At 71.5% G+C, this 13,805-nt stretch carries 13 protein-coding genes; 8 read left to right on the forward strand and 5 right to left on the reverse strand.

What is annotated here, in order from left to right; translation table 11 throughout:
- Nucleotides 1-5: 5 nt before the first annotated feature.
- The 4 genes from ACMATS_RS08950 (at nt 6) to pssA (ending at nt 3,398) form a co-directional block, all read left to right on the forward strand.
- Nucleotides 6-518 (forward strand): MaoC family dehydratase, encoded by a 513-nt coding sequence (locus tag ACMATS_RS08950; protein WP_414167582.1) that lies wholly within the window; start codon nt 6-8, stop codon nt 516-518.
- Nucleotide 519: 1 nt separating this feature from the next.
- On the forward strand, nt 520-1,725 hold the full coding sequence (locus tag ACMATS_RS08955) for an acyl-CoA dehydrogenase family protein (RefSeq protein WP_391151166.1): 1,206 nt from the start codon (nt 520-522) through the stop codon (nt 1,723-1,725).
- 169 nt (nt 1,726-1,894) lie between these two features.
- Nucleotides 1,895-2,551, forward strand: coding sequence for a phosphatidylserine decarboxylase (locus tag ACMATS_RS08960; RefSeq protein WP_336413945.1), 657 nt, complete (start codon nt 1,895-1,897; stop codon nt 2,549-2,551).
- Nucleotides 2,538-3,398, forward strand: a complete 861-nt coding sequence (pssA, locus tag ACMATS_RS08965) for a CDP-diacylglycerol--serine O-phosphatidyltransferase (protein ID WP_336413944.1) — start codon at nt 2,538-2,540, stop codon at nt 3,396-3,398. The genes ACMATS_RS08960 and pssA overlap by 14 nt, the downstream gene beginning before the upstream one ends.
- Nucleotides 3,399-3,558: 160 nt before the next feature.
- Here the strand turns inward: pssA and ACMATS_RS08970 are convergent, their stop codons facing one another.
- Nucleotides 3,559-4,665 carry a glycerate kinase gene (locus tag ACMATS_RS08970; protein ID WP_414167583.1) on the reverse strand — a complete coding sequence of 369 codons (1,107 nt, stop codon included), beginning with the start codon at nt 4,663-4,665 and terminating at the stop codon, nt 3,559-3,561.
- A gap of 122 nt (nt 4,666-4,787) precedes the next feature.
- Between ACMATS_RS08970 and ACMATS_RS08975 the strand changes: the two genes are divergently transcribed.
- A complete protein-coding gene (locus ACMATS_RS08975) occupies nt 4,788-6,467 on the forward strand; it encodes a BCCT family transporter (protein ID WP_390778100.1) in 1,680 nt (559 codons plus the stop codon).
- 184 nt (nt 6,468-6,651) lie between these two features.
- Here ACMATS_RS08975 and ACMATS_RS08980 read toward each other — a convergent pair whose 3' ends face one another.
- The 3 genes from ACMATS_RS08980 to ACMATS_RS08990 form a co-directional block, all read right to left on the reverse strand.
- Entirely contained in the window at nt 6,652-7,227 is a 576-nt protein-coding gene (locus tag ACMATS_RS08980; protein WP_414167584.1) for a hypothetical protein, read from the reverse strand.
- Between the two features lie 132 nt (nt 7,228-7,359).
- Entirely contained in the window at nt 7,360-8,505 is a 1,146-nt protein-coding gene (locus ACMATS_RS08985; protein ID WP_414167585.1) for a serine hydrolase domain-containing protein, read from the reverse strand.
- 176 nt (nt 8,506-8,681) lie between these two features.
- On the reverse strand, nt 8,682-9,314 hold the full coding sequence (locus tag ACMATS_RS08990; RefSeq protein ID WP_390778103.1) for a hypothetical protein: 633 nt from the start codon (nt 9,312-9,314) through the stop codon (nt 8,682-8,684).
- A gap of 283 nt (nt 9,315-9,597) precedes the next feature.
- On the opposite strand from ACMATS_RS08990, the gene ACMATS_RS08995 reads away from it, so the two are divergent.
- Complete coding sequence (locus tag ACMATS_RS08995) at nt 9,598-10,377, forward strand: SIR2 family NAD-dependent protein deacylase (RefSeq protein ID WP_391151158.1); 780 nt, start codon at nt 9,598-9,600, stop codon at nt 10,375-10,377.
- A gap of 33 nt (nt 10,378-10,410) precedes the next feature.
- On the opposite strand, the gene ACMATS_RS09000 is transcribed toward ACMATS_RS08995, so the two are convergent.
- Entirely contained in the window at nt 10,411-10,680 is a 270-nt protein-coding gene (locus ACMATS_RS09000; RefSeq protein ID WP_390778105.1) for a hypothetical protein, read from the reverse strand.
- Between the two features lie 2,178 nt (nt 10,681-12,858).
- Here ACMATS_RS09000 and ACMATS_RS09005 point away from each other — a divergent pair.
- Both ACMATS_RS09005 and ACMATS_RS09010 read left to right on the forward strand, forming a co-directional pair.
- Nucleotides 12,859-13,083: a hypothetical protein gene (locus tag ACMATS_RS09005; RefSeq protein ID WP_336413936.1), complete on the forward strand. Its 225-nt coding sequence runs from the start codon at nt 12,859-12,861 to the stop codon at nt 13,081-13,083.
- A 2-nt stretch (nt 13,084-13,085) separates the two neighbouring features.
- Nucleotides 13,086-13,631 carry a Clp protease N-terminal domain-containing protein gene (locus tag ACMATS_RS09010; protein WP_414167586.1) on the forward strand — a complete coding sequence of 182 codons (546 nt, stop codon included), beginning with the start codon at nt 13,086-13,088 and terminating at the stop codon, nt 13,629-13,631.
- The last annotated feature ends 174 nt before the right edge of the window (nt 13,632-13,805 follow it).

The raw sequence follows: 13,805 nt of genomic DNA on the forward strand, positions 1-13,805 counted from the left end.
GGGCGATGCAGTTCGGCCGTACCTACGAAGAGTTCACCGTCGGGGACGTCTACAAGCACTGGCCGGGAAAGACGGTCACCGAATACGACGACCACCTGTTCTGTCTGCTCACGATGAATCATCACCCGTTGCACATGGACGGCAACTATGCCGAGAAGACCACCGATTTCGGCAAGAACGTGGTGGTAGGCAACTACATCTACTCACTTCTGCTGGGCATGTCCGTGCCGGACGTCTCGGGCAAGGCGATCGCCAACCTCGAGGTGGAGTCGCTCAGGCACATCGCGCCGACCTTCCACGGCGACACGATCTACGGCGAGACGACCGTGCTGGACAAGACGCCGTCGAAGTCCAAGAGCGACCGCGGCATCGTGTACGTGGAGACCCGCGGCTACAAACAGGACGGCACCGTCGTCTGCGTCTTCCGGCGCAAGGTGATGGTTCCCACCGCCGAATACACCGACAAGCGCGGCGGGGAACAGCCCGGCCGCCCCGAGCCGATCGTCCGGGAGAAGTGACATGGGGCGCCTGGCGCAGACCGACGGCCTGACGGACGTCCAGCGGGAAATCCTCGCCACCGTCCGCGATTTCGTCGACAAGGAGATCCTCCCGGTCGCCACCGGCCTGGAGCACCGCGACGAGTACCCGACGCGGATCGTCGAGGGCCTCAAGGAACTCGGCCTGTTCGGGCTGATGATCCCGGAGGAGTACGGCGGCCTCGGTGAGTCCCTTCTCACATATGCCTTGTGCGTGGAGGAGCTCTCCCGCGGCTGGATGAGCGTGTCGGGCATCGTCAACACGCACTTCATCGTCGCCTACATGCTCAAGCAGCACGGCACGCAGGAGCAGAAGGACCACTTCCTGCCGCGCATGGCCACGGGCGAGGTGCGCGGCGCCTTCTCCATGTCGGAACCGGGCCTGGGCTCGGATGTGTCGGCGATCACATCCAAGGGGGTGCGCGACGGCGACGACTTCGTTCTCGACGGCCAGAAGATGTGGCTGACGAACGGCGGCTCGTCGACCCTCGTCGCGGTGCTGTGCCGGACCGACGAGGGCCATCCCGAGGGGACGGCGCCGCACAAGTCGATGACGACCTTCCTCGTCGAGAAGGAACCCGGATTCGGACAGGTCAAGCCGGGACTGACCATCCCCGGCAAGATCGACAAGATGGGGTACAAGGGCGTCGACACCACCGAACTGATCATGGACGGCCTGCGGGTTCCGGCCGATCGCGTGCTCGGCGGGGTCACCGGACGTGGCTTCTACCACATGATGGACGGCGTCGAGGTGGGCCGCGTCAACGTCGCGGCGCGTGGCTGCGGTGTCGCACAGCGTGCCTTCGAACTGGGCGTCTCCTACGCGCAGCAGCGTCAAACCTTCGGAAAGCCCATCGCACAACACCAGGCGATCCAGTTCAAACTGGCCGAAATGGCTACAAAGGTCGAGGCGGCCCATGCCATGATGGTGAATGCGGCGCGGAAGAAGGACTCGGGTCAGCGCAACGACCTGGAGGCCGGAATGGCCAAATACCTGGCCTCCGAGTACTGCAAGGAGGTCGTCGAGGACTCCTTCCGCATCCACGGCGGTTACGGCTTCTCCAAGGAGTACGAGATCGAGCGCCTCTACCGCGAGGCGCCGATGCTGCTCATCGGTGAAGGTACCGCCGAGATCCAGAAAATGATCATTGGGCGCCGGCTACTCGAGGAGTACCGGATCCAGGGTTGAATGTCCGGTAAGAGGCGATATAGCAGAGAAGAAGATCACACCCCGTCATCGTTGTCCGGCCAGTGACTGGCCCTGGCGCTTGGCCAGTTGCCGCCCGCAACCGATAACATCCCCGGAAAGCCGCCGTCCCCCGATCATTACGCGGCACCCTCCGCTACGAAGGTCACCCATGCCCCACAGCTCTTCCTCTGCACATCGAGACAGCCTCGCCGGCGTACGCCTCGCGCGCGGAGCATCGCCGTGGCTCCTCCCGACCGTCGCCACGGCCGCGGTCAGCCTCACCCGGGCCCGCCGCTCCGGGCGCTGGGCGGCGCTGGCCGTGCCCGCCACCGCGCTCGCGGCGGGCATGCTGTGGTTCTTCCGCGACCCGGAACGTGAGATCACCCGGGGCCGGGTCATCTCGCCCGCCGACGGTGTGGTGCAGAGCATCATGCCGTGGAAGGACGGACGCACCCGCGTCGCCATCTTCATGAGCCCGCTGAACGTCCACGTCAACCGCGCGCCGCTGGCCGGCACGGTGACGTCCGTCGAGCACATCCCCGGCGGCTTCGTTCCGGCGTTCAACAAGGAGAGCGAGAACAACGAGCGCGTCGTCTGGCACTTCGACACCGAGCTCGGCGACATCGAGATGGTGCAGATCGCCGGCGCCGTCGCCCGTCGCATCGTGCCCTACGTCACCGCGGACACCAAGGTGGAGCAGGGCGACCGCATCGGCCTGATCCGCTTCGGCTCGCGCGTCGACATCTACCTCCCCGAGGGCGTCGAGGTCGCGGTCGAGGTCGGTCAGGCCACCACGGCAGGAGTGACCCGCCTTGACCGTGATTGATCCCGACACACAGGCCGCCTGGGTCCCGGAGGCGGACCCCCTGGACCCCGACGGCACGGACGACATGCCGCTGTCGACCCGGCTGTCGATAGCGGACACCCTCACCCTGGGCAACGCGATCTGCGGGTTCATGGCGGTGTACTTCACCACCACCGGCGTCCTCATCCCGCACCTGACGGGCAACGAGGACGGCGGCATGTCCCGGCACAGCGCGGCGACCGCGGTGATGCTGATGCTGCTCGCGTCGGTCTTCGACCTCTTCGACGGGCTCGTGGCACGCAAGCTGCGCGCCTCGGCGATGGGGGCGGAGCTGGACAACCTCTCCGACCTGATCAGCTTCGGCCTGGCGCCCGCGTACTTCGTGGTCGTCTGGGGCATGGTCGCCGACGACGCCATGCAGCGCGTCTCGGCCGTGGCGGCGATCGTGGTGCTGCTGGCCGTGGTGCTGCGGCTCGCCCGCTTCTCGTGCGTACCGATGCGGGACGGCATCTTCCGGGGCATGCCGAGCCCCTTCGGGGCGCTGACGGTGGTCTCCATCGTGCTGCTGGAGCTCCCCTTCGTGCCGACGCTGCTCGCCATCGTGGGTGTGGCGTGGCTGATGGTGAGCCGGGTCGAGTACCCCAAGCCGCGGGGCCGGCTTGCGGTGGCGATGCTCAGCTGGATCGTCCTCAGCATGGGCCTGCTGGCGGCCTGGGCCTTCGAGGCCCCCGGCGGCGAGCTGCTGATGCAGACGGGGTGCGCGCTGCAGGTGGTCCTGGGTGCGGTCATTCCGCTGTTCGCCACGGCACGCCGGGTGAACACGTTCCGCGACAACCGCCGCGAGGCGCGTGCCGCGCAGCTGCCGTAGTTCCGGGTAACACGTGGGGCCCCGAACCGTCATGGTTCGGGGCCCGTTGTTTTTCCCGCCCACCCGCCCGTTACCCGGCACCTGGCCTGTGCCCCCAATGCCGTTCACGGCACAGCCCGGATTCCGGGTAACGGGCGGGTGGGCGGGAAAGGCTCTGAGCTCAGCCCAGGAAGTCCCGCGCGATGGACTCCGCAATCCGCTCCAGCAGCGGACCGGCGTGGGCCATGCACCGCGCCGCGTCCGGCTCCAGCTCGGCCAGAGCATAGGCGCGCGAGATCCCCGCCCCGGCCAGCGCCGCAGGCGCAACGGCGAGCCGTCCGCAGACGGCGACCACCTCGGCGCCCGCGGCACGCGCAGCCGCCGCAACCCCCACCGGGGCCTTCCCGTGCAAGGTCTGGCCGTCCAGCGACCCCTCCCCCGTGATCACCAGGCGACAGCCGGCCACGGCGCGGGCGAAGCCCAGGACGTCCAGCATCACCTCGATGCCCAGGCGGAACGTCGCGCCCAGCCCCACCAGCGCCCCGTACCCGACACCGCCCGCGGCCCCGGCGCCGGGGGCATCGGCGCCCCCGGCGCCGTCCAGCACCCGCGCATAGTGCGCGAGGGCCGCGTCCAGCACGGCCACGTCCTCGGGCGAGGCCCCCTTCTGCGGCCCGTACACCACGGCCGCGCCCCGCGGCCCGGTCAGCGGATTGTCGACATCGCTCGCGAGCACGACCGCCGTCCCGCGCAGCCGCGGGTCGAGCCCGGACAGATCGGCCGTGACGAGTCCGGCCAACCCCGCACCCCCGGGCCCGACGGGACGTCCCCCCGCGTCCAGGAACCGCGCCCCGAGGGCCGTGAGCATCCCGGCGCCGCCGTCGGTGGTGGCGCTGCCGCCCACGCCGAGGACGACGGTCCGCGCCCCCGCGTCGAGCGCGGCCCGCACCAGCTCGCCCGTGCCGTACGTCGTGGCCGTCAGCGGCGCCCCGGCCCCGTACCGCAGTCCGGACGCCTCGGCCATCTCCACCACGGCGGTGCCGTCCGCGCGCCGGAGGGCGTACGCCGCCCGGACCGGCCGGCCCGCCGGGCCGGTGACCGGCACCTCGCGCCGCTCGAAGCCGGCCGCGACGGCCGCGTCGACCGTCCCGTCGCCCCCGTCCGCGACGGGCAGCGCGACGACCTCGGTCCCCGGCGCAGCCCTCCGCAGCCCGGCACCGACGTGCTCGGCGACCTCGACGGCCGTCAGCGAGCCCTTGAACTTGTCCGAGGCGATCAGCACTCGCATCGCTCCGCCACCCTCCGTCCGTCGCGCCGCAGTGACCCTATCGGCGGGAACCGGTGACGCCCAGGGGCAGGGCGGCGTGCCAGGCCGGGCAATCGACCTCTTCCCGGCCATAGTGGGGCGTCATGAGCACCGACGTACACGATCCCCAGGCGGGCCCTCCGGACCGGCCGCTGGTCGCCATCGGCGGTCTCGCCGTGCTGGCGGTGGTCGCCTGGGCGGCTCTCGGCAAGCACTCCTTCGACCGGGTGTCGGGGACGGCCCTGAGCTGGGTGCTGAACAACTTCGCCTGGCTGTTCGTGATCGCCGCGGACGTCTTCCTCGCGTTGTGCGTGGTCATCGCCTTCAGCCGGTTCGGCCGGATCCGGCTCGGAAAGGACGACGACCAGCCCGAGTTCGGCAACCTCGCCTGGATCGCGATGATGTTCAGCGCGGGGATGGGCATCGGCCTGATGTTCTACGGGGTCGGCGAGCCGCTGCAGCACTTCGTCTCCCCGCCGCCGGGCAGCGGGGTGACCGCGGGCTCCCCCGCGGCGGCCCGGACGGCGCTGGAGTACTCGTTCTTCCACTGGACCCTGCACCCGTGGGCCATCTACGGGATGTCCGGCCTGGCCCTGGCCTACGCCGGGTTCCGCAAGGGCCGGAGCAACCGCCTGAGCGCGGCGTTCGCCCCGCTGCTCGGCGAGGAGCGGGCGGACGGCTGGCCGGGCCGGGTGATCGATCTGCTGGCCGTCTTCGCCACGGTCTTCGGCACGGCGACGAGCCTGGGCCTGGGAGCCCTCCAGGTTTCCAAGGGCCTCAACATCACCACGGGCGTCCAGGACTCCCGCTCGCTGGAGCTCGTCATCATCGCCGTCCTGTCGGCCGCTTTCGTGCTCTCCGCCTTCTCGGGCCTGCACAAGGGCGTGAAGTGGCTCAGCACGCTCAACATCGTGCTGGCCGCCTGCCTGATGCTGTTCGTCTTCGTGGTCGGCCCGACGGTCTTCGTCCTCAACACGATTCCCGCCGCGGCCGGCGGCTACCTCCACGACCTGCTGACGCTGGCCACGCGCACCGGCGCCTTCACGGACTCGAAGTGGCTCGGCGCGTGGACGGTCTTCTACTGGGCCTGGTGGCTGTCGTGGGCCCCGTTCGTCGGCACCTTCATCGCCCGCATCTCCCGCGGCCGGACGATCCGCGAGTTCCTGATCGGCGTGCTGCTGGTGCCCAGTGGGGCGACGGTGGTGTGGTTCTGCGTGATGGGCGGCAGCGCCCTGCGGCTGGACATGACCGGTGCGGCCGACATGGCGGGAACGGTCAAGGAGGGCGCGGAGGCCTCGCTGTTCGCGCTCCTGGACACGCTGCCGCTGTCGACGGTGGTGTCGTGGCCGGCGATGGTCCTGGTGATGACGTACTTCATCACGAGCGCGGACTCCGCGTCCCTGGTGATGGGTTCGCTGTCCAGCCGGGGCGCGCTCCACCCGCGGACGTGGCTGGTGGTGACGTGGGGCGTGCTGATGGCCGCGGTGGCGGCGGTGCTCCTGGTGGCCGGCGGGCTGGGCTCGCTCCAGTCGGCGACGATCCTCGTGGCGTTGCCGTTCGTCCTGGTGATGCTGGCCCTGTGCTGGTCCCTGCTGAGCGAACTCCGCGAGGACCCGGGCGCGGGCCCGGCCCGGCACCATGCGCTGCACGGCCTGGGCGACGCGCTGCGCACGATGGTCGGCGAGGCCGTCACGGAGACGGGCCCGGTGCGGCACCCGCGGCTGCGGCGCGTGGCGAAGAGCGCGCGGGAGCGGGGGGACGACACGGAGGGGGGCAAGGGCTAGGGGGTGTCCAGCGGATCTTCGCGCCCCGTCAGAGGCGCGGGGAACTGCGCGACCAGCCACGGCGCTCCCGCAGTCGAGGTTTTCGGGGCTTCGCCCCGGACCCCAGGGGCAGTACGTCGACTGCGAGCCGGCGGTGGCTGATCGCGCAGTTCCCCGCGCCCCTTCGGGCGCGTCGCGTCCGCGTTCAGGCGAAGTCGACCGCCATGTGGGCGCTCATCGACTGCAGCCCGCCCGGGCAGCACTGGGCGTTCGAGATGACGGGTACCACCGTGTCCCCGTCGTTGTTCATCGCGCCGCCGGTGATGACGCAGTGAAAGGTGACGGTCCCGTTGGTGGGGTCGGTGTTCACCGTGAACGCGATGGTGCTCGTGGACTTGTCGGACCAGGTGAGCGTGCCGGTGCCCTGTGCCGTGAACAGCACACCGCACGGGCCTTTGCCCGTACCGCTGGAGGTGGCGGTGCCGCTCGCCTGTCCCGTGGCGGACTGCAGCTGGGGGTAGTTGCCGTCGGGTGACGTGCAACTGGCCAGGGTGGCCGAGACGTTGACGGACGCGCTCCCGCCGGGCTTGAGTGCGGGGCTCATCGCCATCGTGAACTGGCCCTCGCAGGCCAGGTCCCCTTGGGTCGCCCGGGCCGGGACGGCGGCCGGTCCGGCGACGACCACGGTCGCCATCAGGGCGACGGAACCGGCCCACGCCGACAGTCTCCTGACGCGACCGCTGAACCGGCGGGTGGTGTGCATGCGTATGGCGTGCATCATGCGCCTCCTTCGGGTTGGCGGTACGAGTGTGGGCGGAGGTACCGCTTCCGTCTCCCCGTAGGGTGCGGCGCACAGGCGGACGCCCGGGCGTGCGGAACCCCCGGGCGGCGCTCTGTGCACGGCAGAAGCCGCTCAGCCCTTCACGCACCCCCGGACCGCCGCCAGCAGCCGCTCGGCGCGCGGGTCCCCGTAACCGATCATGCGGTTGGGCACATAGGCGAACCCGACGCCGAACTCGTCGTCGCCGAAGGCCACCGGGCCGCCCGAACCGTCGTGACCGAAGCTGCGCGCCCCGAGCATCGGCAACAGGCCCGGCGCGTCGAGCTTGAAGCCGGTGCCCCAGCGGGCGCCCATGTCCGGCAGACCGCCCCACGACGCACCGGCCGTCTGCTCCTGCAACGCATCGGTGACGGTCTCGCGCGACAGCAGGCGCGGCCGGCCGTCCACACCGGTCGCCACCGCCGCGTACAGCGCCGCCAGGCCGCTCGCCGACGAGACCGCGCCCGTCGCGGGGACCTCGGCGGTCAGCATCGCGGGAGAGTTCCAGCCGCGCGGGTCGTCGATGCCGGGGAAGACGAACTCGCCGTTCATCGTGAGGATCCGGTAGAAGATCGAGTCGGTGCCCGGCAGCCCGGGCCGGCCCTCGGCCTCGGTGAGCCGGGCCAGGCGGGGGACCTCCTCCTGCGGCACGCCGATCCAGGTGCGCAGGCCCAGGTCGTCCGCTATCGCCTTGCGGAAGTAGGCGCCCGGGGTGTGGCCGGTGACGCGCCGGATCGCCTCGCCGACGAGCCAGCCGAGGGTGTGGCCGTGGTACTCGTGCGCGGTGCCCGGTTCCCAGTAGGGCTCCTGAACCTCCAGGGCCCGGACGACCGGGTCCCACTGCATGATCTCGGCGAAGGTCGGCGTCAGGTCGATGACGGGCAGTCCGGCGCGGTGTGCGAGGACCATGCGCAGCGTGATCCCCTCCTTGCCGCGCTGCGCGAACTCCGGCCAGTACGAGGCCATCGGGGCGTCGAGGTCGAGGCGGCCCTCCTGGGCGAGCAGCAGGGCGCAGACGGTCACGATGCCCTTTGCAGTGGAGAACACCGGGGCGGCCGTGTCCGCCTCCCAGGCCCTGCCGTCCCGCTCGTCCGCGATGCCGCCCCACAGGTCCACGACCTTGCGCCCGCCCACGAACAGGGAGACGGCCGCGCCGAGTTCCCCGAACTCGTCGAAGTTGCGCGAGAACTCGTCCGCGACGGGCCCGAACCCCTCGTCGGCCCAACCGTTGTGCTTCACCTGGCCACTGCCTTCTCATGTATCGGACGTTCGACCGGGAACGATACGGGTGACGAGTCGCCAGTTCGAACGATATTCCGGGGCGCGGACCCACGACGACAAAAGGCCGGTGGCCCGCCATTGCTGGCGGGCCACCGGCCGTTCCTCAGGGGGGTACGGGTCCTACGGGATGCCGCTCACCGTTTGGGGGGCCGGGAGGGCGCCAACGGGGCGAGGCCCGGCGGTCTGCCCTGGTCGCTCTTCGGCACGGCGGGGGACACGGGCGCGCTCGGCCGCGGGGGCGCGGCGGGTTTCACCGGTGCCGCGGGATTGCCCTTGGGCGGGCGGGAGGGGGCGACGGGGCCGCCGCTCCCCTTCGGCACGAGGGGCTTGGGAGGGCCGCCGGGCTTCACGGGCCCCGAGGGTTTCACGGCTCCCGCAGGCTTCGCGGGAGCGACGGGTTTCCCGTGCCCCTGCCCCTTGCCTCCGGGCCCCTTGTAAGCCCCTCCGGCGGCGCCGCCCGCGTGGCAGAGCGGCACCACGCCGTAGCTCTTCACGTAGTGCGCGCTCATCCAGCCTTGGTGGTTCTCGGCGAGCCGGTACCAGTAGCGTTCGCCCTGCACGGTCTCGCCCTGGAGCTTGCAGGCGATGAGGACCCCGTCCCCCGGCCCACGGCTGTCGATGACCTTCGAGGTGGTCGTCGACCCGTTGCGCACGTACTGGCCCGTACGGGAGACCACCATGCCGGGCACCCTGCTGCTGTGCCCGTCCCCCGCGATGGCGAATGCGGCCCCGCCCGCCGTGGCACACAGGGCGAGCGTCACCCCCATGGCGGCGGCTCCGCGCCCTGTCATAAAGAACGCGGCCCGAGTCTTAAAAAGCGACATGTCGCCCCTTCCACTCACAGAGACTCTGAAGTGGCACAGGAACATATTTGTCGTAATACAGCTGCGAGACGGGTCCGGTTCCTGGTCCGGATGCCGCTGTCTCATCACCCACCCGAGGGACCTACGGACATACAGAACGACTCCACGCAGGTGACCGGCGCCGCGAACCGAAAATGTCGACACATCCATAGATCCAGCCCGTCTGCCCACGGTCTACTCTCACGCCATGAGCAGCGGCGAGAGCACACGTCCGGGAGCCCGCCCCCTGGTGGCCATCCTCAGCGGGGCCGGGATCTCCACCGACTCCGGCATCCCCGACTACCGCGGCCCCCACGGGCTGTGGCGCCGCGACCCCGAGGCCGAGAAGCTCGTCACGTACGCGTACTACATGTCCGACCCCGCCCTCCGGCGGCGCTCCTGGCAGATGCGGCTCTCGTCCCCGGCACGGCACGCACGACCGAACGCCGCGCACGAGGCCGTCGTCCGGCTGGAGCGGTCCGGCACCCCGGTGCGCGTCATCACGCAGAACGTCGACGGACTGCACCAGGCGGCGGGCATGCCGGAGCGCAAGGTGCTCGAACTGCACGGCACCGCACGGGCGGTGGTGTGCACGCGCTGCAAGGCCCGCTCGGACATGGCGGAGGCGCTGGCCCGGGTGGAGGCGGGGGATCCGGACCCCGCCTGCACGGCGTGCGGCGGCATCCTGAAGTCGGCGACGGTGATGTTCGGCGAGGGCCTGGACCCGGCGGTGCTGGGCGAGGCGGTGGCCGTGACCAAGGCGTGCGACGTCTTCGTCGCGGTCGGTACGAGCCTGACGGTGCACCCGGCGGCCTCGCTCACGGGCCTGGCGGCCGACCACGGGGCGCGGCTGGTCATCGTGAACGCGGAGCCGACCCCCTATGACGATCGGGCCGACGAACTGGTGCGGGAGCCGATCGGGAATGCGCTGCCGGAGGTGCTGGATCGGTACACGGCACAGGGCGGGTCCGGTGGTTCTCCCACCTGACCCGCCCTGCGGCTGCCGCCGGTGCCGTTCCGGTCACGTGGGCAGACAGACCCCGTAGACCCTCAGCGTGACGGCGGTCGGGCTCGTGTTGTTCACCCCCACCAGGTAGAGGTTCTCCTCGAAGCTGGGATAGGAGTCGATCTTCTGCAGGGTGCCGTCCCAGCTGCCGACCTGGAAGTAGCCGCCGCTGATGATCCGTGAATCCGCAGGACAGGGCGGGCTCTTCAGCACGATGCGCTGCCCCGCGGGCGCCGGGCCACGGGCAGCCGTGCCCGGCACGGTGAAGTCCTGCTGGACCAGCAACGGCCGTACGCCGCCGCCGGATCCACCCGCGGGACCGGGAGGGCCGACGGGTCCGGCAGGCCCTGCAGGTCCTTGCGGTCCGGCCGGTCCCGCGGGGCCGACCTGTCCCAGGGGGCCGGGAGGGCCTACGGGGCCGGTGAGCCCGGTCGGGCCCATGGGGCCGGTGGGGCCGCTCGGACCGGCAGGGCCGGCGGGGCCGACGAGCCCCTGCGGACCGAGGGGGCCTACGGGACCGGTCGGGCCCATCGGTCCGACGTCCCCCCTGTCGCCCTTCGGCCCCATGGGACCGGTGAGCCCGTTGGCCCCTGCGGGCCCTTGCGGCCCGGCAGTCCCCACGGGGCCCGCGGGACCGGCAGGGCCCATGGGCCCCTGAACACCCACAGGGCCCGTGGGTCCTTGCTCTCCCCTGTCACCTCTGGGACCAGCGGGACCGATGGGCCCTGTGGGCCCCGCCGGACCGGACGGACCGGTGGGCCCGGCCGGTCCCCCGGGTCCCGCCGGACCGACTGCCCCCACGGGACCTGCAGGGCCCGTGACACCCGGCTCGCCCTTGTCCCCCTTGGCTCCCTGCGGCCCGACGGGTCCTTGCGGGCCGACGGGACCCTGCTGGCCAAGGGGGCCCGTGGGACCCACAGGGCCAGTGAGGCCGGGGTCACCCTTGGGACCTACGGGACCGAGAGGGCCGACGGGACCGACCGGGCCCACAGGACCAATGACGCCGGCGGGACCGGCGGGACCGACCGAGCCCGCGGGACCGACCGGACCGGCAGGGCCGGCCGGACCCACAGGCCCCACGACGCCCGGGTCGCCCTTGGGCCCCACGGGACCGAGAGGGCCGGCGGGCCCCGCCGGACCCACAGGACCAACGGCACCGGCGGGGCCGACCGGGCCCACGGGACCACCGGGGCCTGCCGACCCCGCGGGACCGACCGGGCCGACGGGACCGGCCGGACCTACAGGACCTACGACGCCCGGGTCACCTTTGGGCCCGGCAGGGCCGACGGGCCCCAACGGCCCTGTTGGGCCCGCTGGTCCTCCTGCTCCCACTGGTCCCGCAGGACCCACGTCGCCCTTGTCACCCTTCGGGCCGACGAACCCCTGCGGACCGGCAGGTCCCGCCGGACCCACGGCCCCGGGGTCGCCCTTGTCGCCTTTCGGGCCGACCGGACCGACCGCGCCCGGGTCGCCCTTCTCACCCTTGGGCCCGGCAGGCCCCTGCGGCCCCGGACCCCCGGGGGCAGCTTGATCCCCCTTGTCCCCCTTCGGTCCTGCCGGTCCTGCAGGACCGGCAGGCCCCGTCGGCCCGGCAGGCCCTCGTTCCCCCTTGTCACCCCTGTCCCCCTTGGGCCCGGGCGAGCCTCCCGACCCCCCTGCATCGCCCCTCTCCCCCCTCTCCCCCTTGTCTCCCCTTGGCCCCGCAGGGCCAACAGGCCCTATCGGTCCTGCCGGTCCCGTCGGCCCCGGGTTGCCCTTGTCGCCCTTCGGTCCGACAGGCCCCGCCGGACCGGCGGATCCGGCCTCCCCCTTACCCCCCTGCGAGCCACCCGGCCCGCCCCCGCACAGCGACACCTCCCCGTAGTTCTGCACGTAGTGCGCGCTCATCCACCCGGCACGATCGGCGAGTTGATACCAGTAGCCGTCCCCCGACACCACCTCGCCGACGACCTTGCAGGCGATGAGGACCCGCTCGCCGGACGCGCGCGTACCGACGATCCGCGAGGTCGTCGTGGGCTCACTGCGCACGTGCTGGCCCGTACGGGAGACCACCTTCCCGGGCACCCCGTCCTGCTCGTTACCGCCGGCGAGGCCGAACGCGGCCCCGCCCGCCGACGCGCACAGCGCGAACACCACGCCCGTCGTGACAGCGCCGCGTCCCGGCATCGATGCCGCCGTCGCCGTTCGTCCTCGAAATAGCGACATGTCTCTCCTTTCACCCTCAGGGACCCTCGAGTCGCACAGGACCACACCGCCGGGAACACCCTGCCGAGACGGGCCCGGACCTTGGCCCGGATGCCATCGACGCATCACCCCGGCAGGGGATGCGCGGGCATACAAAACGACTCCGCGGGAGTGATGGCGCCATCGAAAAGTCGACACATCCACAAAATCGACATCACACCCAACATCCACCGTCAACAGACGTTGACACGCCGTGGGCCGTCAACCTACATTGACACCATGGCCGGAACGGATGCGAAGGACGCGCTCGGCACCACCGAGGCAGCCATGAACGCAGACCCCCGCGTGGGACTGCGCGCCGTCGCCGCGCTGCGGCGGCTCGTCGAACGACTGGAGGCCTTGCAGGTCGACAACGCGCGTACACAGGGCTGGTCCTGGGAGGAGATCGGGGCCGCCCTGGGAGTCAGCAGGCAGGCAGTGCACAAGAAACACGCCAGGAGGTAGGCATGTTCGAACGGTTCACCAAAGAAGCCCGCACCGTCGTCGTCCTCGCGCAGGAGGAGGCGCGGATGCTGCACCACTCGTGGATCGGCAGCGAGCACCTGCTGCTCGGCATCGCCTCCCGCACCGGAGCGCCCGGTGCGGCCACGCTGGAGCGGCTCGGCGTGACGCCCTCGGCGTGCCGGGCCGCGCTCACGCCGGCCGGGGCGGGCGAGCTCGACGAGGAGGACGCGGCCGCGCTCGGCGCGATCGGCATCGACCTCAGTGCCGTACGGGACAGGGTCGAGGAGGTGTTCGGCCCCGGAGCGCTGGACCGCACGAAGAGCGTGCCGAAGGGGCACATCCCGTTCACGCCCCGCGCGAAGAAGGTGCTGGAACGTTCACTGCGGGAGGCGAAGGCTCGCAAGGACAACGTCATCGGCACCCAGCACGTGCTGCTCGGGATCCTCGACCCGGAGGACAAGCAGACCTCTGCACTGCTGGTCAGGCTCGGCACGGACATGGAGTCCGTACGGGCCGGCCTGCTGGCGGAGCTGGAACAGGCCGCCTGAGCCACGGCGCCCCGTCAGGGGCGCTGGGGGCACCTCCCAGCGGTAGCTGGGGGAGGAACTGCGCGACCAGCCACGACGCGCCCGCAGCCGACTCCCCCGGCTACCTCCCCCAGGGGGCTTCGCCCCGGACCTCTGGGGCAGTGCTCCGGCTGCAGGCCGTCGGTGGCTGGTCGC

Origin of the sequence: Streptoverticillium reticulum, from assembly GCF_047456005.1 — a bacterium.
Lineage (GTDB): Bacteria > Actinomycetota > Actinomycetes > Streptomycetales > Streptomycetaceae > Streptomyces > Streptomyces reticulum.

Bases quoted from the DNA above. Each gene is read 5' to 3' on its own strand.
- ACMATS_RS08995 (WP_391151158.1), top strand. From the start codon at position 9,598: ATGAGCAGCGGCGAGAGCACACGTCCGGGAGCCCGCCCCCTGGTGGCC.
- ACMATS_RS08975 (WP_390778100.1), top strand. From the start codon at position 4,788: ATGAGCACCGACGTACACGATCCCCAGGCGGGCCCTCCGGACCGGCCG.
- ACMATS_RS08950 (WP_414167582.1), top strand. From the start codon at position 6: ATGCAGTTCGGCCGTACCTACGAAGAGTTCACCGTCGGGGACGTCTAC.
- ACMATS_RS08990 (WP_390778103.1), bottom strand. From the start codon at position 9,314: ATGGGGGTGACGCTCGCCCTGTGTGCCACGGCGGGCGGGGCCGCATTC.
- ACMATS_RS08960 (WP_336413945.1), top strand. From the start codon at position 1,895: ATGCCCCACAGCTCTTCCTCTGCACATCGAGACAGCCTCGCCGGCGTA.
- ACMATS_RS08980 (WP_414167584.1), bottom strand. From the start codon at position 7,227: ATGATGCACGCCATACGCATGCACACCACCCGCCGGTTCAGCGGTCGC.
- ACMATS_RS09005 (WP_336413936.1), top strand. From the start codon at position 12,859: ATGGCCGGAACGGATGCGAAGGACGCGCTCGGCACCACCGAGGCAGCC.
- ACMATS_RS08955 (WP_391151166.1), top strand. From the start codon at position 520: ATGGGGCGCCTGGCGCAGACCGACGGCCTGACGGACGTCCAGCGGGAA.
- ACMATS_RS08970 (WP_414167583.1), bottom strand. From the start codon at position 4,665: ATGCGAGTGCTGATCGCCTCGGACAAGTTCAAGGGCTCGCTGACGGCC.
- ACMATS_RS09010 (WP_414167586.1), top strand. From the start codon at position 13,086: ATGTTCGAACGGTTCACCAAAGAAGCCCGCACCGTCGTCGTCCTCGCG.